The sequence below is a fragment of the Streptomyces sp. NPDC020875 genome, from assembly GCF_040641415.1.
GTDB lineage: Bacteria > Actinomycetota > Actinomycetes > Streptomycetales > Streptomycetaceae > Streptomyces.
Genome location: NZ_JBFADP010000029.1, coordinates 78,388 through 101,359, shown reverse-complemented (window position 1 = coordinate 101,359; position 22,972 = coordinate 78,388). Strand labels below are relative to the sequence as shown.

General features: G+C 73.5%; 17 protein-coding genes. 12 read left to right on the top strand and 5 right to left on the bottom strand.

Features of this window, described 5'->3' with window-relative positions; all coding sequences use genetic code 11:
- A partial coding sequence (locus AB0G74_RS18750; RefSeq protein WP_361147464.1) for a hypothetical protein occupies positions 1-323 on the bottom strand: 323 nt, incomplete at its 3' end.
- Positions 324-494: 171 nt separating this feature from the next.
- Positions 495-1,898, bottom strand: coding sequence for an SWIM zinc finger family protein (locus AB0G74_RS18745; RefSeq protein WP_361147461.1), 1,404 nt, complete (start codon positions 1,896-1,898; stop codon positions 495-497).
- A 145-nt stretch (positions 1,899-2,043) separates the two neighbouring features.
- Here AB0G74_RS18745 and AB0G74_RS18740 point away from each other — a divergent pair, with 145 nt between their 5' ends.
- From AB0G74_RS18740 to sucD, 5 genes are all read left to right on the top strand, one after another.
- The gene (locus tag AB0G74_RS18740) at positions 2,044-3,210 is read left to right on the top strand and encodes an AAA family ATPase (RefSeq protein WP_361147458.1); all 1,167 of its coding nucleotides are present in this window, start codon (positions 2,044-2,046) and stop codon (positions 3,208-3,210) included.
- A 266-nt stretch (positions 3,211-3,476) separates the two neighbouring features.
- Positions 3,477-6,425, top strand: coding sequence for a DUF5682 family protein (locus AB0G74_RS18735; protein ID WP_361147455.1), 2,949 nt, complete (start codon positions 3,477-3,479; stop codon positions 6,423-6,425).
- The gene (locus tag AB0G74_RS18730; RefSeq protein WP_361147452.1) at positions 6,422-7,642 is read left to right on the top strand and encodes a VWA domain-containing protein; all 1,221 of its coding nucleotides are present in this window, start codon (positions 6,422-6,424) and stop codon (positions 7,640-7,642) included. The genes AB0G74_RS18735 and AB0G74_RS18730 overlap by 4 nt, the downstream gene beginning before the upstream one ends.
- Positions 7,643-7,885: 243 nt before the next feature.
- Positions 7,886-9,061 carry an ADP-forming succinate--CoA ligase subunit beta gene (gene sucC, locus AB0G74_RS18725; RefSeq protein WP_361147449.1) on the top strand — a complete coding sequence of 392 codons (1,176 nt, stop codon included), beginning with the start codon at positions 7,886-7,888 and terminating at the stop codon, positions 9,059-9,061.
- 21 nt (positions 9,062-9,082) lie between these two features.
- Positions 9,083-9,967, top strand: a complete 885-nt coding sequence (gene sucD / locus AB0G74_RS18720) for a succinate--CoA ligase subunit alpha (protein ID WP_361147445.1) — start codon at positions 9,083-9,085, stop codon at positions 9,965-9,967.
- A gap of 522 nt (positions 9,968-10,489) precedes the next feature.
- Here sucD and AB0G74_RS18715 read toward each other — a convergent pair.
- On the bottom strand, positions 10,490-11,752 hold the full coding sequence (locus AB0G74_RS18715) for a helix-turn-helix domain-containing protein (protein ID WP_361147442.1): 1,263 nt from the start codon (positions 11,750-11,752) through the stop codon (positions 10,490-10,492).
- Positions 11,753-11,868: 116 nt separating this feature from the next.
- Between AB0G74_RS18715 and AB0G74_RS18710 the strand changes: the two genes are divergently transcribed.
- Positions 11,869-13,755 carry a DUF6350 family protein gene (locus AB0G74_RS18710; RefSeq protein ID WP_361147439.1) on the top strand — a complete coding sequence of 629 codons (1,887 nt, stop codon included), beginning with the start codon at positions 11,869-11,871 and terminating at the stop codon, positions 13,753-13,755.
- Between the two features lie 145 nt (positions 13,756-13,900).
- On the opposite strand, the gene AB0G74_RS18705 is transcribed toward AB0G74_RS18710, so the two are convergent.
- Positions 13,901-14,701 (bottom strand): hypothetical protein, encoded by an 801-nt coding sequence (locus tag AB0G74_RS18705; RefSeq protein ID WP_361147437.1) that lies wholly within the window; start codon positions 14,699-14,701, stop codon positions 13,901-13,903.
- Positions 14,702-14,955: 254 nt separating this feature from the next.
- Between AB0G74_RS18705 and purN the strand changes: the two genes are divergently transcribed.
- Entirely contained in the window at positions 14,956-15,630 is a 675-nt protein-coding gene (gene purN / locus AB0G74_RS18700; RefSeq protein WP_361147436.1) for a phosphoribosylglycinamide formyltransferase, read from the top strand.
- Positions 15,627-17,249 (top strand): bifunctional phosphoribosylaminoimidazolecarboxamide formyltransferase/IMP cyclohydrolase, encoded by a 1,623-nt coding sequence (purH, locus tag AB0G74_RS18695; protein ID WP_361147435.1) that lies wholly within the window; start codon positions 15,627-15,629, stop codon positions 17,247-17,249. Before purN ends, purH begins: the two co-directional genes overlap by 4 nt.
- Positions 17,250-17,358: 109 nt before the next feature.
- Here the strand turns inward: purH and AB0G74_RS18690 are convergent, their stop codons facing one another.
- The gene (locus AB0G74_RS18690) at positions 17,359-17,967 is read right to left on the bottom strand and encodes an RDD family protein (protein WP_361147434.1); all 609 of its coding nucleotides are present in this window, start codon (positions 17,965-17,967) and stop codon (positions 17,359-17,361) included.
- Positions 17,968-18,255: 288 nt separating this feature from the next.
- On the opposite strand from AB0G74_RS18690, the gene AB0G74_RS18685 reads away from it, so the two are divergent.
- The 4 genes from AB0G74_RS18685 to AB0G74_RS18670 all read left to right on the top strand — a co-directional run bounded on the left by AB0G74_RS18685 (position 18,256) and on the right by AB0G74_RS18670 (position 22,947).
- The gene (locus tag AB0G74_RS18685) at positions 18,256-19,119 is read left to right on the top strand and encodes a bifunctional methylenetetrahydrofolate dehydrogenase/methenyltetrahydrofolate cyclohydrolase (protein ID WP_361147431.1); all 864 of its coding nucleotides are present in this window, start codon (positions 18,256-18,258) and stop codon (positions 19,117-19,119) included.
- A 43-nt stretch (positions 19,120-19,162) separates the two neighbouring features.
- Positions 19,163-19,954, top strand: coding sequence for a DUF3017 domain-containing protein (locus tag AB0G74_RS18680; RefSeq protein WP_361147428.1), 792 nt, complete (start codon positions 19,163-19,165; stop codon positions 19,952-19,954).
- 313 nt (positions 19,955-20,267) lie between these two features.
- Complete coding sequence (locus tag AB0G74_RS18675; RefSeq protein ID WP_361147425.1) at positions 20,268-21,662, top strand: DUF2690 domain-containing protein; 1,395 nt, start codon at positions 20,268-20,270, stop codon at positions 21,660-21,662.
- A 295-nt stretch (positions 21,663-21,957) separates the two neighbouring features.
- The gene (locus AB0G74_RS18670; protein WP_361147422.1) at positions 21,958-22,947 is read left to right on the top strand and encodes a malate dehydrogenase; all 990 of its coding nucleotides are present in this window, start codon (positions 21,958-21,960) and stop codon (positions 22,945-22,947) included.
- Positions 22,948-22,972: the final 25 nt, after the last annotated feature.

The window sequence follows — 22,972 nt, the reverse complement described above, 5'->3', positions numbered from 1 at the left end:
GCGCCGGTCTCCTCCCGCAGCCGGTGCAGGAAGGTCGAGCCGCCGGTGTTGACGGTGTCGTTGACCAGGATGGTGGTGATGATCTCCCGGCGCAGGGGGCGGGCGACGGCCCGGCGGGGGCGTTTGGCGGTGCTTGGGCCGTACTGGTTAAGGGGTGTGCCGTTCCTGGTCGCTCGCCGGGAGTGGTGCGGTTGGCGCGAGCATGCGGCGGGCGGTTGAGGGATGTCGTTTCCGGTGGTTGATTCCGTGGTCCGAGCGGGCTTTCGACGTGGGTGTCGTCGGGTGCTGGACGCTGACTCCTCGGTTGATGGCCGGCGGTTCATCGTTGAGCGGTGCTGATCGGGACGGCTCGTACGACGGACGGACGTACCGGGCGCCCGGGACCGGGCCCGGCCCCGTGGTGACCGTGACACCACCACGGACCCGACTCGGTCACTCCGGCGCTTCCCGGGCCACCCCGGGATCCGCGCCCCGGTACGAGGCGGGGACCCGGGTCAGACCAGGGGTATCGGCTCGGCGCCCGCCGCGGGCGACCACGCGGCGAGGGGAAGCGCCCCCGAGTGCCCGAATTCGGCGAAGACCGTGACCGGTTCGCCGCCGGAGAGGGCGATGAGCTTCCAGAGGCCGGGTCTGGAGAGCGCGGCCGGTGCCAGCGGGATCGCCGCGTCGCCGGTCGCGTCGGCCAGTTGCCATCCGTCGGCGGTGCCGTCGCCGGAGGGGACGGGGACCGGGACGACTCGGGTGAGCGTCACCGGCCGGCTCTCCAGCCACGGGTCTTCGGCCAGGGCCCGCCCGTAGGAGGCGAGGGCGGCCGTCACCGGGCCGCCCGGTGGCGGGGCGGCCGGTTCGCCGGTGATCCGGTGGTCGTCGCGCAGCTCGGCCCGGAGCTGTCCCGCTCCGGCGTGAAACACCAGTTCACCCGCCAGTTCGCCCCCGACGGGCAGGGCGAGCCCGGGGGAGCGGCCGGCCGCTCCGAAGGAGAGCAGCAGGGCCGTACGGCCGGATTCGGCGCCGTGGACCCAAACGCGGCGGGTGGTGACCTTGCCGTCGGACGAGTCGTACTGCGCGAGGACGCGCCAGCGGTCCCGTACGGCCGGACCGGCGGCCGGGGAGCTGATCCCCACCCTGGTGCGGACCGTCGCGGCCAGCGGCTCGGGCAGGGTGTCCCGGCCCAGCCAGGCCGTGTCCAGCAGATGGATCAGGGCGCATTCCTCCAGCAGCCGGACGTGCCAGCCGGGGCCCGAGCCGGGGATGGCCCCCAGCTCCCGAACCCGGGCCGCGAGGCCGGGCGCCTGGGCGTCGACCATCCGGGCCGCGGTCTCCTCCCAGAGGCCGTATCCGCCGTGGTCCGCCGAGGCGAGTCCGCCGCGCAGCAGGTCCGCCAGGCGCTGTTCCAGTTCGGTCGCGCCCGCCGTGATCCGCTCGGCCCGGCGCTCGGCCCGGCGGCGGGCGGCGTCGGTGTCGGCGGCGCGGCCGGACCCGGCCGCGCCCGCCTCCGTACTCCCCGCATTCTCCGCACTATTCGCGTCCCGCTCGCGCTGCTGTTCCGCGCGCTTCCGCCGCCCGGCCAGCCACTCCCCGGCGAAGTCGGGTGCCGTGCCGCCGCTCACCGCGTGCTCGTCGCCCGCCCAGAGCAGCAGCAGCCCCAGCGCGTGCTTGCACGGGAACTTGCGGCTGGGGCAACTGCAGCTGTACGCGGGCCCGGTCGTGTCGACGACCGTCTGGTACGGCTTCTTGCCGCTGCCCTTGCACAACCCCCAGACGGCGCCCTCTCCGTCGCTTCCCGCGCCGGACCACGGTCCGGCCGTGGCGAGCTTGTTCCCCGCCTTCTGTGATGCCGCGTCAGGAGCCAGTGACAGCACCTGTTCCGGCGTCCAGCGAACCCCCGGTGCATTCATGTCTCCGACCGTACGCGGCACCACTGACAACGCCCCTGGAACCCGCCTCCACCTGCGGAAACGGTCAATTGTCAGTGGGGTGGTGCAGGGTGGTGAACAGCTCGGACCGACCTTGCGGAACGACGTTTGAGGGGGAGTCACACCCGTGTCCGGAACCATCGAAGAGACCACCGCGGCCAGCACCGGCGAAGACACTGGCGAAAGCACCGGCGACAGCGCCGGACAGCCGCCCGCAGACGCCCTGCGTCCGCACGCGGAGGACGCCTTCGCGGCCGAACTCGCCGCGCTGGCCGCCGCCGACGACCGGCCCCGCCCGGTCGGCTGGCGGATGTCGCCGTGGGCCGTATCCCTCTATCTGCTCGGCGGCACCCTGCCCGACGGCACGGTGATCACCCCGAAGTACGTGGGGCCCCGCCGGATCGTCGAGGTCGCGGTCACCACCCTCGCCACCGATCGCGCGCTGCTGCTGCTCGGCGTCCCGGGTACCGCGAAGACCTGGGTGTCGGAGCATCTCGCCGCCGCCGTCAGCGGTGACTCCACCCTGCTCGTCCAGGGCACGGCGGGTACGCCGGAGGAGGCCATCCGCTACGGCTGGAACTACGCCCAGCTGCTCGCCCACGGGCCCAGCCGGGACGCGCTCGTTCCCAGCCCGGTGATGCGCGCCATGCGGGACGGCATGACGGCCCGGGTGGAGGAGCTGACCCGGATCCCCGCCGATGTGCAGGACACCCTGATCACCATCCTCTCCGAGAAGACCCTGCCCGTGCCGGAGCTGGGCGAGGAGGTGCAGGCGGTCCGGGGCTTCAATCTGATCGCCACCGCCAACGACCGCGACCGGGGGGTCAACGAGCTGTCCAGCGCCCTGCGCCGCCGGTTCAACACGGTCGTGCTGCCGCTGCCCGCGACGGCCGACGACGAGGTCGACATCGTCTCCCGGCGGGTGGACCAGATCGGCAGGTCGCTCGATCTGCCCGCCGTGCCGGAGGGCGTCGAGGAGATCCGGCGCGTCGTCACCGTCTTCCGCGAGCTGCGCGACGGGGTCTCGTCCGACGGCCGTACCAAGCTCAAATCCCCGTCGGGGACCCTCTCGACGGCGGAGGCGATCTCCGTGGTCACGGGCGGTCTCGCCCTCTCCGCGCACTTCGGCGACGGGATACTGCGCCCCGCCGACATCGCGGCCGGGATCCTCGGCGCCGTGGTTCGCGACCCGGCGGCCGACCGGGTGATCTGGCAGGAGTATCTGGAGACCGTCGTCCGCGAGCGCGACGGCTGGAAGGACTTCTACCGCGCCTGCCGTGAGGTCAGCGCATGACCACGGCAGGGAAGGCGCCGACCGCGGCGCGGACCGGTCCGACCGGGCGGCCGACCCCGGCGGGTGCCGGACGTGTCGTCCCGACGGGCGCGCGAGCCGGGTCGGACGGGTCGCCCCTCCGGGCGGCCGTCCCGACCGGAGAACCCGTCCCGGCCGTTACCGGAAGCCCCGCGTCGCGAGCCGCGACCGCCGCGCCGGCCGGGCCGACCGGTCGGGCGGCGGCGGGACGTGCCGCCTCGGCGAGCGGGCCGGTCGCGTCCGGCGGGATGTCCGTCCGGGCGGCCGTCGTACCGGCGGGGGAGCCGGTGCCGACGGTGACCGTGTCCGCCGCGACGGCCGGGAAGCCCGTCGGGGTGGTGCCGGTGTCCGCGGCGTCGGCGGGCGGGCGAGCCGGGTCCGGCGGGACGCCTGTCCGGGCGGCGGGCGTCTCGGTCGGAGAGCCCGAACCGGTGGGGATCGCGACGGGCGCGATGACGGGAGCCGAGGCCACCGCGTCGGTGCGGAAGCCCGTCGGTGGCCGGGCAGGGTCCGGCGGGATGTCCGTCCGGGCGGCGGCCGTAACGGCCGGAGGGCCCGAACCGGCGGTGAACGCCACCGCCGAGACGGTTCGGGAGACCGCCCCCGAGGTGGCCGGAAGCCCCGTACCGGCCGCGCGGACCGCGCCGCCCGGTACTCGGAAGGGTGAGGTCGCGGCCGCGCGTACAGCCGGAGCTTGCCCGTCCGGTGACGGCGGGCCGCTGCTGCTGGGCGTACGGCATCACGGCCCCGGGTCCGCCCGGGCCGTCGCCGCCGCCCTGGCCGCCGCCGCGCCCGAGGCCGTACTGATCGAGGGACCGCCCGAGGGCGACGCCCTGCTGGCGCTCGCCGCCGACGAGGGGCTCCGGCCACCGGTCGCCCTGCTCGCGCACGCGGTGGACGACCCGGGGCGGGCCGCGTTCTGGCCCTTCGCCGAGTTCTCCCCCGAATGGGTGGCGATCCGCTGGGCCCTCGCCAACGACGTCCCGGTGCGCTTCATCGACCTGCCCGCCGCGCACTCCCTCGCCCTGTGCGGCGAACCGAAGCCGGGCGCCGACGGCGGTACCGGCACCCCGGACGAGCCCGAGGGCACCGACAGCACCGCCGACACGGACACCACCGGCACGGGGGCCGAGGCGGCGCCGGACGCGGTTCCGGGGGGATCCGCGTCCGGCCCCGCCGAGGACGGCGGGCCCGTACTCGTACCCGTACCCGACCCCGCCGCCGAGCCCGGTTCCCCGGAGTCCGAGGACGCCGACCCCGACCGGATGCGGATCGACCCGCTCGCCGCCCTCGCCGAGGCCGCCGGATACGACGACCCCGAACGCTGGTGGGAGGACGTCGTCGAACACCGCGGCTCCGACGACCCGTTCGCCGCCTTCACCGCCCTCGCCGAGGCCATGGCCGCCCTCCGGGAGACCTACGGCCACGGCGGACACGAGCGGGACCTGGTCCGCGAGGCCCATATGCGGCTCCGGCTGCGGGCCGCCCGCAAGGAGTTCGGCGACCGGATCGCCGTCGTCTGCGGCGCCTGGCACGTCCCGGCGCTCGCCGAGAAGACGACCATCACCGCGGACAAGGCCCTCCTGAAGGGGCTGCCCAAGGTCAGGACCGAGACCACCTGGGTGCCGTGGACGCACCGGCGGCTGGCCCGCGGCAGCGGCTACGGCGCCGGAATCGACTCGCCCGGCTGGTACGGGCATCTCTTCAGCGCCCCCGACCGGCCCGTCGAGCGATGGCTCACCAAGGTCGCCGGACTCCTCAGGGACGAGGATATGGGCGTCTCGTCGGCCCATGTCATCGAGGCCGTACGGCTCGCCGGGACCCTCGCCGTGATGCGCGGTCGCCCCCTGCCCGGCCTCACCGAGACCACCGACGCGATCAGGGCCGTGATGTGCGACGGCTCCGACGTCCCGCTCGAACTGGTCCGGGACCGGCTGATCGTCGGCGACGTCCTCGGCGAGGTCCCCGACTCGGCGCCCGCCGTCCCCCTCCAGCGCGATCTCACCCGGCTCCAGCGCAGTCTGCGGCTGAAGCCCGAGGCGCTGGAACGCACCCTCGAACTCGACCTCCGCAAGGACACCGACACGGCCAAGAGCCGGCTGCTGCACCGGCTGCGGCTGCTCGGCGTCGACTGGGGCGTCCCCGCCGCCGGACGGACCGGGACCGGCACCTTCCGCGAGACCTGGCGGCTCCGCTGGGAACCCGAACTCCACGTCAAGATCGCCGAGGCCGGGGTCTGGGGGACCACCGTGCTCGCCGCCGCCACCGCCAGGGCCGAACACGACGCGGCGGTCGCCACCGAACTCTCCGCCATCACGGTCCTCGCCGAACAGTGCCTCCTCGCGGAACTCACCGACGCCCTGCCCGTGGTGATGCGGACCCTCGCCGACCGCGCGGCGCTCGACAGCGACGTCGCCCATCTCGCCGAGGCCCTGCCCGCCCTCGCCCGCGCCCTGCGCTACGGCGACGTACGGACCACGGACACCGCCGCCCTCGCCGGGGTCGCCACCGGCCTCGCCGACCGGATCTGCGTCGGACTGCCGCCCGCCTGCGCCGGACTCGACGCGGACGGTGCCGCCGCCATGCGGGAGCGGCTCGACTCCGTCCACACCGCGATCGGACTCCTCCCCGGCGCCGGGGACCTGCCCGACCGCTGGCGGGACGTGCTCGGCGTACTCGCCGCCCGGGACACCGTCGCCGGGGTCATCAGGGGCCGGGCCGCCCGGCTCCTCCTCGACGACGGCGAACTCGCCGAGGACGAGGCCGCCCGGCTGATGGCCCTCGCCCTCTCCCCGGGCACCCCGCCCCCCGACGCCGCCGCCTGGATCGAGGGCTTCGTCGGCGGCGCGTCCGGCGGCGGCATGCTCCTGCTCCACGACGAACGCCTGCTCGGCCTGGTCGACGACTGGCTCACCGGAGTCCACCCGGACGCCTTCACCGACGTACTGCCGCTGCTGCGCCGCACCTTCTCGGCCTACGAGCCGGGACTCCGCCGCACCCTGGGCGAACTGGTCCGGCGGGGCGCGGGCACCGGAGTCCGGGCCGCCGCCGCCGGATCCGCCGCGGACACCGCCGCCGTCCCCGGCTTCGGCCCCGGCCTCGACCAGGACCGGGCCGACGCCGTCCTGCCCGTACTGCGCCTGCTGCTCGGCGCCCCCGACGACCGCTCCGTACACCTTCAGGAGGTGGCGACATGACCACCGACCACACCATCGCGCCCGCCCCGGCCGCCGGTCCGGCCCCGGCCGCCGGGCCCGACGCCGCGCGGGAGCGGCTGCGGCGCTGGCGGCTCGTCCTCGGCGGCGACCAGGCCGACGGCACCGGCTGCTCCCTCGAAGGCCGCGACGCCGCCATGGACGCCACCCTCACCGCGCTCTACGGCTCAGGCCGGGGCGACGGCTCCGGCCGCGGCGGCTCCCGCGGCGCCGGGCTCGGCGCCTCCGCGCCCTCCGTCGCCCGCTGGCTCGGCGACATCCGGACGTACTTCCCCGGCTCCGTCGTCCAGGTCATGCAGCGGGACGCCATCGACCGGCTCGATCTGTCGGCCCTGCTGCTGGAGCCGGAGATGCTGGAGGCCGTCGAGGCCGACGTCCATCTCGTCGGAACCCTGCTCTCCCTCAACCGGGCGATGCCCGAGACCACCAAGGAGACCGCGCGGGCCGTGGTCCGCAAGGTGGTCGAGAAGCTGGAGAAGCAGCTCGCCACCCGGACGAAGTCGACCCTCACCGGCGCCCTCGACCGCTCGGCCCGGATCAGCCGCCCCCGCCACCGGGACATCGACTGGGACCGTACGATCCGCGCCAATCTGAAGAACTACCTCCCCGAGTACCGCACGGTCGTCCCCGAACGGCTGATCGGCTACGGCCGGGCGTCCCAGTCGGTCAAGAAGGAGGTGGTGCTCTGTATCGACCAATCGGGTTCCATGGCGGCGTCCGTCGTCTACGCCTCCGTCTTCGGCGCGGTCCTCGCCTCCATGCGCTCCATCGCCACCCGTCTGGTGGTCTTCGACACCGCCGTCGTCGACCTCACCGACCAGCTCGACGACCCGGTGGACGTCCTCTTCGGCACCCAGCTCGGCGGCGGTACCGACATCAACCGCGCCCTCGCCTACTGCCAGGAGCGCATCACCCGTCCGGCCGATACCGTCGTCGTCCTGATCAGTGACCTCTACGAGGGCGGAATCCGGGAGGGAATGCTGAAGCGGGTCGCGGCGATGCAGGCCGCCGGGGTCCAGTTCGTCACCCTGCTCGCCCTCTCCGACGAGGGCGCCCCCGCCTACGACCGGGAACACGCGGCGGCCCTCGCGGCGCTCGGCGCGCCCGCCTTCGCCTGCACTCCCGACCTCTTCCCGGACATCATGGCCGCGGCCATCGAGAAGCGCCCGCTGCCCATACCGGACACCGCGGCGCGCTGACCGCCGGGCCAGTAAGGGCCCCGGTCCCGGGCCCGTCCCGTGGGCGATCTGTGACTGTTATCACCACCCATGTGTGAGCTGCAATTTAGGAGGCCACGTTCCACGGGGATAACCTGCGAGACGGACATGCCGCGTGCCGGTCAACCGTGTGCGCCTCCCTTGTGACGATCGCAGTCACGTTGCCCTCCGCGGCACGCCCACGCCTACTAGGAACCGCGATCATCAGAAAAGGGACGGACGCGCGTGGACCTGTTCGAGTACCAGGCGAGGGACCTCTTCGCCAAGCACGGCGTACCGGTGCTGGCCGGTGAAGTCATCGACACGCCTGACGCGGCGCGCGCGGCGACCGAGCGGATGGGCGGCAAGTCCGTCGTCAAGGCGCAGGTCAAGGTCGGCGGCCGGGGCAAGGCCGGTGGCGTCAAGCTCGCCGCCAGCCCGGACGAGGCGGTCGAGAAGGCCGGTCAGATCCTCGGAATGGACATCAAGGGCCACACGGTCCACAAGGTGATGATCGCGGAGACCGCGCCCGACATCGCCGACGAGTACTACGTCTCGTACCTCCTCGACCGGACCAACCGGACCTTCCTGGCCATGGCTTCCGTCGAGGGCGGCATGGACATCGAGGAGGTCGCGGCCACCAAGCCCGAGGCCCTCGCCAAGGTCCCGGTCGACGCCAGTGTCGGCGTCACCCCGGAGAAGGCCGCCGAGATCGTCGCCGCCGCGAAGTTCCCGGCCGAGGTCGCCGACCAGGTCGCCGACATCCTCGTCACCCTGTGGAAGACCTTCGTCGCCGAGGACGCGCTCCTCGTCGAGGTCAACCCGCTGGCCAAGGTCGCCGACGGCCGGGTCATCGCGCTGGACGGCAAGGTGTCCCTGGACGCCAACGCCGACTTCCGCCAGCCGGACCACGAGGCCCTGGAGGACAAGGCCGCGGCCAACCCGCTGGAGGCCGCCGCCAAGGCCAAGAACCTCAACTACGTCAAGCTGGACGGCGAGGTCGGCATCATCGGCAACGGTGCCGGTCTGGTCATGTCCACCCTCGATGTGGTCGCCTACGCGGGCGAGGCCCACGGCGGCGTCAAGCCCGCCAACTTCCTCGACATCGGCGGCGGTGCCTCCGCCGAGGTGATGGCGAACGGCCTGGAGATCATCCTGGGCGACCCGGACGTCAAGTCCGTGTTCGTCAACGTCTTCGGCGGCATCACCGCCTGCGACGAGGTCGCCAACGGCATCGTCCAGGCCCTGGAGCTGCTGAAGACCAAGGGCGAGGACGTCACCAAGCCGCTCGTGGTCCGTCTCGACGGCAACAACGCGGAGCTCGGTCGCAAGATCCTCTCCGACGCCGCCCACCCGCTGGTCCAGCGGGTCGACACCATGGACGGCGCGGCCGACAAGGCCGCCGAGCTGGCCGCGAAGTAAGGGACGAGGGACTCCACCACCATGGCTATCTTCCTGACCAAGGACAGCAAGGTCATCGTCCAGGGCATGACCGGTGCCACGGGCATGAAGCACACCCGGCTGATGCTGGGCGACGGCACCAACATCGTCGGCGGCGTCAACCCGCGCAAGGCCGGTACGAGCGTCGACTTCGACGGCACCTCCGTACCCGTCTTCGGCACGGTCGCCGAGGCGATGAAGGAGACCGGCGCCGACGTCTCCGTCCTCTTCGTCCCGCCGGCCTTCGCCAAGGCCGCCGTGATCGAGGCCATCGACGCCGAGATCCCGCTCGCCGTCGTGATCACCGAGGGCATCGCGGTCCACGACTCCGCCGCCTTCTGGGCGTACGCGGTCGCCAAGGGCAACAAGACCCGGATCATCGGTCCGAACTGTCCCGGCCTGATCACCCCCGGCCAGTCCAACGCGGGCATCATCCCGGGCGACATCACCAAGCCCGGCAAGATCGGCCTGGTCTCCAAGTCCGGCACGCTGACCTACCAGATGATGTACGAGCTGCGCGACATCGGCTTCACGTCGGCGGTCGGCATCGGCGGCGACCCGGTCATCGGCACCACCCACATCGACGCCCTCGCGGCTTTCGAGGCCGACCCGGAGACCGAGCTGATCGTGATGATCGGTGAGATCGGCGGCGACGCCGAGGAGCGCGCGGCGGACTTCATCAAGGCGAACGTCACCAAGCCGGTCGTCGGCTACGTCGCGGGCTTCACCGCCCCCGAGGGCAAGACGATGGGCCACGCCGGTGCGATCGTGTCCGGCTCGTCCGGCACCGCGCAGGCGAAGAAGGAGGCCCTCGAGGCCGCCGGTGTCCAGGTCGGCAAGACGCCGACGGAGACGGCGAAGCTGGCGCGGGCGATCCTCTCCGCGTGATCGATCCTCTGCGGTCGGGTGGTCCTCCGGGGCGCGCCCGCCGCGGAGCTGTGGCCCGGGCCCGTACCCCACTCAGGGGGTACGGGCCCGGCCCCGTTTCCCCCCGGGCCCCGCGCCCGGGCGTGCTCCTCGGGAAGGTGCCGCTCCTCCGGGCAGGCGACAGTGCCTCCTCCGGAGGAGTCCCGACCGCGGCCCGGCCGTGGCTGTTCGCGCAGTTCCCCGCGCCCCTGGGTTGCTCTCCTCGCCGCCCTTGCCGAGAGGCGGGCCCCACTTTTCAGGGCCGCTGCCGGGGAGAGCATTTAGGGGCGCGGGGAACTGCGCGAGCAACCGACGACCGCGGGTGGTCGGCATTGTCGGGTGGGGATCGCCCACGGGTTCCGGGGTATGACGCTCAGCCGGAGGGCTAAGGCGCTGGGGGTCCCCATTGCCGAAGGCATAGGGGGCGGAACTGCGCGACCAGCCACGACGGCGCGCGGTCGGCATTGTCGGGTGGGGACCGTCCACGGGTTCCGGGGGAGAGGGTCAGCGGGGGAGAGGGGTGAGGCGGGCGGGGGTCGCGGCGGGGTGGGTGGAGAGTTGGTCGCGGAGTGCCTGTTCCGCCGGGGTGAGGTGTTCGGGGCCCGCGTGGCCGGGGACGCCGCCGACGCGCTGCCCGGGGGACACCTCGGGGATGTACCGGGTCGGCGCCGTCGCCAGGGTCATCCCCGTCAGGCTGATCACGGCCACCGTCGCGGTGAGCGCCGCCCGGGTCCAGAACCAGGCCCGCCGCTCTCCCGTGGTCCGTACCGTCGCCGCCGGAGCGGGCTGCTGCCCGGGGCCGCTGTCCGCCAGCAGTGCCGTGAGCCGGGCGCGCAGCGCGTCGGGTTCCGCCAGGTCGGGCAGCCGTTGGGCGACCGCCTCCCGGGCGTGCAGCAGTCGGTGGGCCGCCGCCGGGGTGGTCGCCTCGGTCTCCGCCGCCGTTTCGGGCAGGTCCAGCCCGAGGCCGTCGTAGAGCAGTACGGTCCGCCGGTACGAGGGCGGCAGTTCGAGGAGTACGGCCAGCAGTTCCCGGCCCGCCCGGTCCAGCGGTGGTGCGTCGGGGTGCCGGTGGGCGGCTCGCAGCCGGTGCCACGGCGAGAGGGCGAGTTCGTACGCCGTCGCCCGTACCCAGCCGACCGGGTCCCGGTCTCGGGCGACTTCGGGCCAGCGCTGCCACGCGGTGTGGAAGGCGCGTTCGACGGATTCCTGTGCCAGCCGCAGTCGCCCGGTCAGCAGATACGTCTGCCGTACGAGGCCGGGCGCGGCATGGCCGTACAGGGTGTCGAACGCCTCCGCCGGGGTGCGGGCGGCGGCCAGTCCGGGGGGCAGCAGAGGCGCGGGTGGTGCGGGCGGTACAGGTTCGGGTGCCACGTGCTCCGGCTCGGCGGCCGGAGCGACGGCCGGGGCGGCGGATTCCGGGGGCCCCGCCGGGCCCGCCGGGGCTTCTACGGGTGCCGCCGCCTCGGGCTCCGGAGCGGCGGCCGTCAGCGGTGGTTGACCGATCGGGTGTTCGGGCTCCGGTGGCGCGGGGGCGCTCGATGCGTCCAAGGGCGCGAGCAGCTTGGCGTACGCCTCCCGGCGGCGCCCGCGAGGTTCACTCCGCCCGGTCTCCCAGGCCCGTACCGTCGCTTTCGTGACCCCGAGGACCCTGGCGAGCTGCTCCTCGGTCATCGAGCGGGCCTCGCGCAGTCTGCGCCGTTCCTTGGGTGCGGGCAGGGATGATTCCCCGGACTGAGGATCGGGGGAGGGGGTGGTGCTCCGGGTCATGAAGGGCCCCCCGGACCGGTGCACTTTTCATAGAAGTACATAAACGTATATTGAGCGACACTACGGTCATTCGCCTGTTACGCCGGGAAAGCGCGTGTCGTTGGGAGCATGGCCCGGTGACCCAGACGACCGATCACGGCCCCGCCTTCCCCCAGATCCCGGTCCAGGTGCAGGGCGGCCGGAGAGCGGCGCTCGCGGGCTGTCTGCTGCGCGGCGCGACCGCCGCCGGGCTCGGGCTCGGCGTTCTGACCGTTCTGGTGATGGTGGTGTGGATCAGTTCCCCCTATCCCGACAGCGGTCCGCACGGCGCGCTCCGGGTCGCGGCCTCCCTCTGGCTGCTGGCCCACGGCACCGAACTCGTACGATCCGACAGTCTCTACGGCGCCGTCGCGCCGGTCGGAATCACTCCGCTGCTGCTGGTCCTGCTGCCCGCCCTGCTGGTGCACCGGGCCGCCCGCGACCCCCTCGTGCCCGATCCCGAGGGGCGCCGCCCCCGCCCGTCCGCACGCGGTGCCGTGGTCGCCGTGACCCTCGGATATCTGCTGGTCGGGCTGGCCACGACCGCCTACGCGGCCGGTGGCGCGATCGCCCCGGACCCGCTGAGCGCCGTCGGCCATCTGCTGCTGCTCGTCCCGGTCGCCGCGACGGCGGGTGCCTGGACCGCGAACGGCCGCCCCTGCGGACCGCTGTCGGGCCGGCTCCCGGACAGGCTTCGGATCGGGCTGACCAGGGCGTTCTTGCCGGGCAGCCGGGCCGGGGCCGCCGTCCGGACCGCGACGGCGGCCACCGCCGTACTGCTCGGCGGCGGTGCCCTGCTGGTGGCGGTGTCCCTGGTCTGGCACGCCGACGCCACCCAGGACTCCTTCCTCCATCTCTCGGCCGTCTGGTCGGGGCGGCTCGCGGTTCTGCTGCTGGGGATCGTGCTGGTGCCCAATGCGGCGGTATGGGCTGCTTCGTATGGTCTGGGCCCCGGCTTCGCCGTCGGTACGGAGGCGACCGCGACGCCCCTGGCGCTCTACGGCGACCCGGCGCTGCCGCCCTTTCCCCTGGTCGCGGTCGTCCCCGGCGAGGGCCCGGGGACCTGGCTGAACTGGTCGGCCGTGGTGGTTCCGGTGGCGGCGGGGCTGGCGGTCGGCTGGTTCGCCGCCGCGCCCCGGGGCGGCCCGGCGGGGCGCGCGGGCGGTGCGGGGAGCTTCGTACGCCGTCGGGACACGGCGCTCGACGCGCTGCTGGGGGCCGTGCTGTGCGGGGTCGCGGCGGCGCTGCTCGCGGCGGCGTCGGGTGGTCCGCTGGGTACTCACCGGCTGGCGGAGTTCGGTCCGGTGTGGTGGCTGACGGGGGCGGCGGCGCTGGTGTGGACGGCGGTGCTCGGGGTACCGGTGGCGCTGGTGCTGCGGATCTGGCGCGAGCGGGGTACGGGACGGCCGTGGTACCGGCCCTCGCCACCCGGAACCGGAACCGGAACGGCCGACGCGCTCTCCACGGCACCCGGCGCGGGCATGCCCGGGCCACCCGCGCCGGGCCCGGCCACCGGAGGCGACGCCCCGGGAACAGGCACGGGAGCAGGTACGGGCACGGGCACGGCGCCACGCGTGTCCCTCCGGCGGCCCCCGCGCACCCGCCCGGTGTCCGCCCCCGCCGAGGCGCGCGCCCAGGGGCCGAAGACCGGGGCCGACGCGAAGCCGGACGCCCGCCCGGCCGCCGAGCCCGACGCAAAGGCGGTACGCAAGGACCCCGAGCCCCCGGCGCGGGCGTCGGCGCTGGAGGTACTGGACGCCCTGGACGAGGCGGCGGGGCCGTACGACTTCCTGCCTCCGACGCCTCCGACGCCCGCGACGTCTCCGATGCCCCCGGCCGCCACGTCGGATCCGGCCCGCCCGTGGGCGGCCCCGCCGAGTCCGTGGCCGTCGGCCCCCGGCGCCGTACCGAAGCGGACCCGGAAGCCGAGGCAGAAGCCGGACCCGGCTCCGAAGCCCACCCCCACGGACCAGCCCCACGACTGAACCGCGACCGCGACCGCGACCACTACCGAAGCCGCAACCGCAACCGCATCCGGAACCGGAAACGGAGCCGGAAGCAGGCCGTACGCCGACGGGCCCGGTCCGGGGAATCCCCCGGACCGGGCCCGCCGTCGGCCAGGTGGCCGGATCAGTCCTTGACGCCGTAGACGTCCCGCAGCGGCTCCGGCAGCTTGCTGTTGCACGCGGACTGCGCCGTCTTCGTCAGCGCGTCCCGCTCACAGACGAAGAAGTCGCGGTAGACCAGCTGCGCCGTGTACATCGAGCCCACCACCAGCAGGGTGACCGCTGACATCACCAGACCGGCGATGGCGCTGGTCTTCTGGGTGCGCCGGACCACCTGCGGGGTCAGCCCGCCGGCCTGCGACGCCTGGTCCGGGGCCTTCGGGCCGGTCCGCAGCGCGCTGATCGCCCAGTACAGACCGGGCGCGGCGAGCAGCAGGCCGATCTCCGGGAAGTCGAAGAAGAGCGTGAAGAACAGGGCCCAGAGGCCCGCGATCATGGCGTAGCGGGCATGTCGCTGCGCCGGGTCGGTGGGGTCCCATCTGGGCCCCGGCTTCCGGTCGCCGCCGTCCTGGGAGTTGGAGCCGGGGCGGCCGCCGAAGCCGCCGTTGGAGGAGCGGCCGGGCTGGCGGCTGCTCCACTGGCCGCCCCAGCCCGAGCGGCCACCGGACGAACCGGAACCGGAATCGCCGGACCCGGAGCCGTCGCCCGAGCCGCTGCCGCCGTTTCCGCCATTGCCCCCGGACGAACCGGAACCGGAACCGGAACCGGGTCCGCCGTCGCCGTCCGTGGCGGTGCCGTCGGGATGGCGCGGCTGCCAGGGCTGGTCCGGCCTGCCCTCCGGCGGCGGCGCGAAGGGATTGTTGTCGTCGGTGGACTGGCGCTCCCGCGGCAACAGGAGGTCCGTACGGCGGCGTCGGTCCCGCATCTGGTGAACGTCTTCCCCTCAGACCCGGTGCACGGTTCGTGTGCTGCCGGTCTTTGTGTCGTCGTCGTGCCCGTCGGGGACGGGTGGTTGTCCCCTGACGCTACCTCCCGGGCGCGCCCCCGTCCCGTGGGGGCCGTTCTGTGTGCCGGTATCGTTGCTGACGGTCGGCCCTTTCGTAGAGTTCCCCGTATTGAGGGACACGATTCGTTTGTACGACCACACAAAGTCGAGCCGTACACGAAAGAGACCCCGCCGTGGCCCCCGCTCCTGACCGATCCGACCACGACCAGGCCCGCCGCGACCCCTCCTCACCGGCCCGGATCGTCGTCCTCGTATCCGGTTCCGGAACGAATCTCCAGGCCCTGCTCGACGCGATCGACGCCGATCCGAACGGTCCGGACGGCTTCGGCGCCCGGATCGTCGCCGTCGGGGCCGACCGCTCCGGCATCGCCGGTCTGGACCGGGCCGAGCGCGCCGGGCTGCCGACGTTCGTCCGCCGGGTGAAGGACTTCCCGAGCCGTGAGGCGTGGGACGCGGCGCTGGCCGAGGCCACCGCCGGATACGAGCCCGATCTGGTCGTCTCGGCGGGCTTCATGAAGATCGTGGGCAAGGAGTTCCTCGCCCGTTTCGGCGGGCGCTGCGTCAATACGCACCCCGCCCTGCTGCCCAGTTTTCCCGGCGCCCACGGGGTGCGGGACGCACTCGCGTACGGCGCCAAGGTCACCGGGTGCACCGTCCACTTCGTCGACGACGGTGTCGACACCGGGCCGATCATCGCGCAGGGCGTGGTGGAGGTCCGGGACGAGGACGACGAAGCCGCTCTGCACGAGCGCATCAAGGAAATCGAGCGCGCGCTGCTCGTCGAAGTCGTCGGCCGGCTGGCCAGGGACGGCTATCGCATCGAGGGACGAAAGGTTGTTTTCCCGTGACTGTTGAGGCTGCCACGAGCGGCAAGCGGCCCATCCGGCGGGCGCTGATCAGCGTGTACGACAAGTCGGGCCTCGAGGACCTGGCCCGCGGCCTGCACGCGGCGGGTGTCCAGCTCGTCTCCACCGGCTCCACCGCCGGGCGGATCGCCGCGGCCGGGGTCCCGGTCGGCAGGGTCGAGGACCTGACCGGTTTCCCCGAGTGCCTGGACGGCCGGGTCAAGACCCTGCATCCGCGGGTCCACGCCGGGATCCTCGCCGACCTGCGGCTGGACTCCCACCGCGAGCAGCTGGCCGAGCTGGGCGTCGAGCCCTTCGATCTGGTGGTCGTGAACCTGTACCCGTTCCGGGCGACCGTCGCGTCCGGCGCGGAGTACGACGAGTGCGTGGAGCAGATCGATATCGGCGGCCCCTCGATGGTCCGGGCCGCCGCCAAGAACCATCCGTCGGTGGCGGTTGTCACCAGCCCCGGCCAGTACGCGGACGTGCTGAAGGCCGTCGCGGACGACGGGTTCGGCCTGGCCGCCCGGCGGCGTCTTGCGGCCGCGGCGTTCGCGCACACCGCCGCGTACGACGTCGATGTCGCCAACTGGTTCGCGGACCGGATCCCGGCGCTGGAGGCCGCCGAGTCGGCCGGGGACGGTTCCGGCGAGCAGGCCGAGGCCGACACCGCCCCCGCGTTCCCCGAGTTCCTGGGCGCGACCTACCGGCGGGCCGGGGTGCTGCGCTACGGCGAGAACCCGCACCAGGGCGCGGCGCTCTACGTCGACGGCACCGGCGGGCTGCCCGGCGCCGAGCAGTTGCACGGCAAGGAGATGTCGTACAACAACTACACGGACACCGAGGCCGCCTGGCGCGCCGCCTGGGACCACACCGAGCCGTGTGTCGCGATCATCAAGCACGCCAACCCGTGCGGGATCGCGATCGGCGCGGATGTCGCCGAGGCCCACCGCAAGGCGCACGCCTGCGACCCCCTCTCCGCCTTCGGCGGGGTGATCGCGGTCAACCGGCCGGTGTCGGTGGCGATGGCCGAGCAGGTCGCCGAGATCTTCACCGAGGTCGTCGTGGCCCCGGCCTACGAGGACGGCGCGGTCGAGGTCCTGGCGAAGAAGAAGAACATCCGGGTCCTGCGGTGCGCGGACGCGCCCGGGTCGGCCGTGGAGCTGAAGCCCATCGAGGGCGGCGCGCTGCTCCAGGTCACCGACCGGCTCCAGGCCGCCGGTGACGACCCGGCGAACTGGACCCTGGCGACCGGCGAGCCGCTGTCGGACGCCGAGCTGGCCGAGCTGGCGTTCGCCTGGCGGGCCTGCCGGGCCGTCAAGTCGAACGCGATCCTGCTCGCCAAGGACGGCGCGTCCGTCGGCGTCGGGATGGGCCAGGTCAACCGGGTCGACTCGGCGAAGCTGGCGGTCGAGCGGGCCGGGGCGGAGCGGGCCCGGGGCTCGTACGCCGCGTCCGACGCCTTCTTCCCGTTCCCGGACGGGGCGGAGATCCTGATCGAGGCCGGGGTGAAGGCGATCGTCCAGCCCGGCGGTTCGGTCCGGGACGAGCTGGTGGCGGAGGCCGCCCGCAAGGCGGGGGCGACGATGTACTTCACCGGGACGCGGCACTTCTTCCACTGATTCGCAGGCAGCCTTACGCGGCGAGGCCGCGCACCCCGGGGAGGGTGCGCGGCCTCGTGCGTACGGGTCCGCCGCGACGGCGGACAGGACCGGCCGTCGGGAAGCGGATTCAGACCTTGACGACGACGGTGGAGCAGACCTTGTCGGCGAACGTCTGCTTCTTGTCGTCCCACAGCGGCCAGAGGTAGCCGACGTAGCAGGGCAGGCCGTCGAGGATGTGGGCGAGGTACCGGACGACGGCCATACCGAAGCCCACGGTCTGTCCGTCGCGCTCGCGCAGCAGCTTGATGCCCGCGGCCTTCTTGCCGGGGGTCTGGCCGGTGCTGCCCTCCTGGGCCTTCAGCCCCAGCATCAGACCGATCATCAGTACCCAGCCCGCGAGCATGAGGATGCCCGATTCGGCGACGGCGCCGATCGTGCCGAGCACGATGTACGGGACCAGCACGATCAGCATGTCGATCAGGAACGCGCCGACGCGCAGCCCCCAGTGCGCCAGCTCGGGCATCCCGCCCGGGCCGCCGGGGAAGCCGCCGCCCGGGTAGGCGTCGTAGGGCTGGACCTGGGGCGGGGGAGCGGGGTAGCCGTACTGGGGCTGGCCGTACGCGGGCTGGCCCTGCTGCTGCGGATAGCCGTAGCCGGGCTGCTGGCCGTACGGTTGCTGCGGCGGCTGCTGGCCCTGGGGCTGGCCGTAGGGGTTGTTGGGGTCGCCGAAACTCATGGCGAGATTCCTCCGTTGGATGGTGCGCCGGGGATGGCGCGGCCCGTGCGGGAGGAGAGCAGCGAGCGGGTCTGCGGATTTTCCCCCCGAACCCGCCGCGGCACGATAACCCCATCATCGTGTGCTTCTTACAGACGTATTGTCCAGCCGGTGGGACGAGTGTTGTGCAAGCGCAATCTGTGGTTTCGACCGTTTTCCGCACCGTGGAAGGGCGATCGGGCGCGGGAGGAGGGGCCGGAGCGGGCCCGGGATTGGAACCGGGACGGGTCCATCCGCGAGGATGGGGGTATGACCGCCCAGATTCTCGATGGCAAGGCCACCGCAGCCGCGATCAAGTCCGAACTGACCGCCCGCGTGGCGGCGCTCAAGGAGAAGGGAGTGGTCCCCGGTCTCGGCACCCTGCTGGTCGGCGACGACCCGGGCAGCCGCTGGTACGTCAACGGGAAACACCGCGACTGCGCCCAGGTCGGCATCGGGTCGATCCAGCGCGAACTCCCCGACACCGCCACGCAGGAGGAGATCGAGGCGGTCGTCCGGGAGCTGAACGAGAACCCCGAGTGCACCGGTTACATCGTCCAGTTGCCGCTGCCGAAGGGCATCGACACCAATCGCGTCCTGGAGCTGATGGACCCGGCGAAGGACGCCGACGGGCTGCACCCGGTGAGCCTGGGACGGCTGGTGCTCGGCGTGCCGGGGCCGCTGCCCTGCACCCCGTACGGCATCGTCCAGCTCCTCCGGCACCACGACGTCGAGATCGCCGGGGCCAATGTGGTGGTCGTCGGCCGGGGGATCACCATCGGGCGGCCGATGCCGCTGGTGCTCACCCGTAAGTCGGAGAACGCCACCGTGACGCAGTGCCACACCGGTACGCGTGACCTCTCCGCCCATCTCCGGCAGGCGGACATCATCGTCGCGGCGGCCGGAGTGCCGCATCTGATCAAGCCCGAGGACGTCAAGCCGGGCGCCGCGGTGCTCGACGTCGGTGTCAGCCGGGACGAGCACGGCAAGATCGTCGGGGATGTCCACCCCGGAGTCGCCGAGGTCGCGGGCTGGGTCGCGCCCAACCCCGGCGGTGTCGGTCCGATGACCCGGGCCCAGCTGCTGGTGAACGTCGTCGAGGCGGCGGAGCGCGCGGCGGGGACGCGGGACTGACGCGGAACCGGCGGAGCGGCGGGAGCGACGGAGGAGAGCGGCCATGGCCGTGACGACGAACGACGACCGGGGTGCCGGTACGGGTACGACAGGTGCCTCGGGTGCCGGTGGTGCGGGTGGTGCCGGTGACGGCGGAGGGTCCCCCGGGACGCCGGACGACCGCGACGGCGCCCGCCCGGCCGCCGCGCGGGACGCGGACCCGGCAGACGGTTCCGGTTCCGGGACGGCGGGCTCCCGGGACGCGGATTCGGGTACGGGTACGGGTACGGACAACGACGCGGCTACGGGTACGGATGCGGATTCCGCTTCCGAGCACGGATCCGGACCCGGTGACGGAGCCGATCCGGCGAACGGGGACGTAAGCGGCGCCGAGCAAGGTGCCGACACTGGCAGCGACGCCGACAGCGACGCCGAGTCGGGTTCCGGTACGGGCTCGACGCGTCGTCCGCCCGCCCTGACGCAGGACACCGCCCGTCCCGAGGGCGGCGGCCGGGCCGCTCCCGGCGACGCCCCCGCCCCCGCCCGGCAGTGGCCCCTGCTCGCCGTCCTCGGACTGGTCGGCCTCGGTCTGGTGATCGTCGGTACGGATCCGTTCGCCGAGGCGGCCCGGGTCGGCACCCTGCTGATCGGCGCCGCGCTGATCGGCGCCGGAGTGCTCCGGCGGCTGATCCCCTCGGTGGGCATGCTGGCCGTACGGTCCCGCTTCACCGACATGGTCACCTACGGCCTGTTCGGCTCGATGATCAGCCTGCTCGCCCTGATGCTCCAGCCCGACCCCTGGCTGGAGATCCCGTTCCTGGAGGACTTCGTCCACTTCCTCGTGGGACGCGAGTGACCGGCTGACCCGCAGACGGCCGCCTCGGCGGACCGTATCTCGCGACCGATCGACGACAGCCCGCCCGCCGTCCCGTGAACCGGGGCGGCGGGCGTCGTCGTCCCAACCACCGGGGCCGTTGTGACCCGTGGCACGGAGATGACCATTCCGCCGCGGTGTGATCGTCGGTCCGGGATGGGAGACTGGACCGTCGGGCCGTGAGGCGCGCCTGAGGCGCACGGCACGCGGAACGGGGGAGCCGCGCCGCCGCCGCGAGGACGCTCGCCCCGGCCCGGGACCGGACGGATGTCCGGGGAACGCAGGGGGGTTGGACATGCCGGAGTGGAAGGCGCTGCCGGAGGGGCTCGATCCGGACATCCGGGCACTCACCGAGGAGCTGCGCCGGATCGTCGACGCGGGCGGGCTCGACATCGCCGGGCTCTCGGTCGCCACCGGCTTCGGCGTCACGTCGTGGGAGCGGTATCTCGACGGCCGGGTCCTGCCGCCGCAACGGGCGATCGCGGCGCTCGCGGAGCGTACCGGGACGAGTGGCCACGGCCTCGCGTCGCTGCGCTCCCGGGCCGAACGGGCCTGGCACCGGCTGGAGGCCGGACGGGACCGGGCCACGGAGCAACTGCGGGTGGCGCGGACCCGCAGCTGGGCGTCGGTGCCCGGTGGCGTACCGGGCTCGCCCGCCTCCACTTCGCCCTCGTCCCCTCCCTCGCCCTCCTCCTCTTCAGCCCCTTCCTCCTCTTCCTCTTCCTCCTCCGCCTCCTCTTCTGCCTCTTCCGCTTCCGTCGGCTCCTCGCCGTCGTCCGCTGCGGTCGCGGGCCCCGGTCCGGACGGCGGGAGCGATGCCGTCACCGACGACGGCCGACCCGTGTGGAACGCCGTACTGCCCGACGACGGGGGCCCCGCGACCCCGCCGCAGGGCGCGTACCGGGTACCCGAAGGCGGTGGCCGGGCCGCCGCCCGCCGGGCCCGGCGGGCGGCCGAGGCAGCGGCGGCGGCCGCCGCCGGAACCGCCCCGGCCGAGCCCGGAGCCCCCGGGACCGCCGCCGGACCGGCGCGTACGGCCTCCGGCGCCGAGGCTCCCGCCGCCACGGCCGGTTCACCCGCCCCGCCGCCCGCCCCGGCCGCGTCCGGGGGGCTCGACAAGCGCCGCGTCCTGCTCTTCCTGTCGGGTGTCGTCGGCGCGCTGGTCCTGGTCGCCGCGGCCGTTCTCCTCACCGACCTCGGCGGTACGGGCGGCGGTGACGACGGCCGGAACGACCGTACGGAGACGGTGGCGAAGGTTCCGCCCGCGTCGTCCGCCGGTACGAAGCCCCGCCCGGGCGGCGGCGAGGAAACCGGGGGCGAGGAAACCGGCGGCGAGTCCGCCGCACCGCCCGCGAACGTCAAGTGCGTCGGCGCCACCTGTACCGGGAAGAGCCCGGAGGCCATGGGCTGCGGCGGCGACCTGGTCCGTACCGTCTCCCAGGCGACCGTCGGCAAGGCCAGGATCGAGGTCCGCTTCAGCCAGGTCTGCCAGGCGGCCTGGGCCCGGCTCGTGGACGCCTCCACCGGCGACTCCGTCGAGATCAGCGTCGGCGGCGAGGGCCTCCAGCGGGGCACGGTCAACGGCGAGAGCGATGCCTACACCCCGATGACGGCCGCCGTGAAGGGCTCCGACGCCAAGGCGTGCGCCGAACTGACCAACGGCACCACGGCGTGCACGGTGGTCCAGTGACTCACGGCGTACGCGGTGGTCCGCTGACCCGGGGCTGACCCGCGGCGCCCGGCGGCCCGTGGCGGCGTGAGCGCGTGGTGGGCGCGGCAGTGAGCAAGGCAACGAGGGGGCGAACGACCGGCGCGGCCCGGGTCGGATAGCCTGACCGCTGGGAAATCTCTTCACATCAAGATTCGTGAGAAGCGGCTCATGAGGACCCCGGTCCGACCGGCGCCGCCGACCCGGGGAAGGGTGCGGGGAGAGATCCGACCCAGGGGCAGGTGCCCCCACCGCCAGCTGTCTTACGGAGATCGCCATGACCCGCACTCCCGTCAACGTCACCGTGACCGGCGCGGCCGGCCAGATCGGCTACGCGCTGCTGTTCCGCATCGCCTCCGGCCACCTGCTCGGCCCGGACGTGCCGGTCAAGCTGCGCCTTCTTGAGATCACCCCCGCTCTCGGCGCCGCCCAGGGCACCGCCATGGAGCTGGACGACTGCGCGTTCCCGCTGCTCCGCGGGATCGACATCACCGACGACCCGAACGTCGCCTTCGACGGTGCCAACGTGGCCCTCCTGGTCGGCGCCCGCCCCCGGACCAAGGGCATGGAGCGCGGCGACCTGCTGGAGGCCAACGGCGGCATCTTCAAGCCGCAGGGCAAGGCCATCAACGACCACGCCGCGGACGACATCAAGGTCCTCGTGGTCGGCAACCCGGCCAACACCAACGCGCTGATCGCCCAGGCCGCCGCGCCGGACGTACCGGCCGAGCGGTTCACCGCGATGACCCGGCTCGACCACAACCGCGCGATCTCCCAGCTCGCCGCGAAGACCGGTGCCGCCGTCTCCGACATCAAGCGGCTGACGATCTGGGGCAACCACTCGGCCACCCAGTACCCGGACATCTTCCACGCGGAGATCGCGGGCAAGAACGCCGCCGAGGTCGTCTCCGACGAGCAGTGGCTGGCCGACACCTTCATCCCGACCGTCGCCAAGCGCGGCGCGGCGATCATCGAGGCCCGTGGCGCGTCCTCGGCGGCTTCGGCGGCCAACGCGGCGATCGACCACGTCCACACCTGGGTGAACGGCACCGCCGACGGCGACTGGACCTCCATGGGCATCCCGTCGGACGGCTCCTACGGCGTCCCGGAGGGCCTGATCTCCTCCTTCCCGGTCACCACCAAGAACGGCACGTACGAGATCGTCCAGGGTCTTGAGATCAACGAGTTCTCCCGGCCCCGGATCGACGCGTCGGTCAAGGAGCTGGCGGAGGAGCGCGACGCGGTGCGCGCCCTCGGCCTGATCTGAGTCGTAGCACCGGTACGACGGACCC

Bases quoted from the DNA above. Each gene is read 5' to 3' on its own strand.
- AB0G74_RS18730 (WP_361147452.1), top strand. From the start codon at position 6,422: ATGACCACCGACCACACCATCGCGCCCGCCCCGGCCGCCGGTCCGGCC.
- AB0G74_RS18735 (WP_361147455.1), top strand. From the start codon at position 3,477: ATGTCCGTCCGGGCGGCCGTCGTACCGGCGGGGGAGCCGGTGCCGACG.
- AB0G74_RS18690 (WP_361147434.1), bottom strand. From the start codon at position 17,967: ATGAGTTTCGGCGACCCCAACAACCCCTACGGCCAGCCCCAGGGCCAG.
- AB0G74_RS18680 (WP_361147428.1), top strand. From the start codon at position 19,163: ATGGCCGTGACGACGAACGACGACCGGGGTGCCGGTACGGGTACGACA.
- AB0G74_RS18670 (WP_361147422.1), top strand. From the start codon at position 21,958: ATGACCCGCACTCCCGTCAACGTCACCGTGACCGGCGCGGCCGGCCAG.
- AB0G74_RS18745 (WP_361147461.1), bottom strand. From the start codon at position 1,898: ATGAATGCACCGGGGGTTCGCTGGACGCCGGAACAGGTGCTGTCACTG.
- sucD (WP_361147445.1), top strand. From the start codon at position 9,083: ATGGCTATCTTCCTGACCAAGGACAGCAAGGTCATCGTCCAGGGCATG.
- AB0G74_RS18685 (WP_361147431.1), top strand. From the start codon at position 18,256: ATGACCGCCCAGATTCTCGATGGCAAGGCCACCGCAGCCGCGATCAAG.
- AB0G74_RS18675 (WP_361147425.1), top strand. From the start codon at position 20,268: ATGCCGGAGTGGAAGGCGCTGCCGGAGGGGCTCGATCCGGACATCCGG.
- AB0G74_RS18715 (WP_361147442.1), bottom strand. From the start codon at position 11,752: ATGACCCGGAGCACCACCCCCTCCCCCGATCCTCAGTCCGGGGAATCA.
- AB0G74_RS18705 (WP_361147437.1), bottom strand. From the start codon at position 14,701: ATGCGGGACCGACGCCGCCGTACGGACCTCCTGTTGCCGCGGGAGCGC.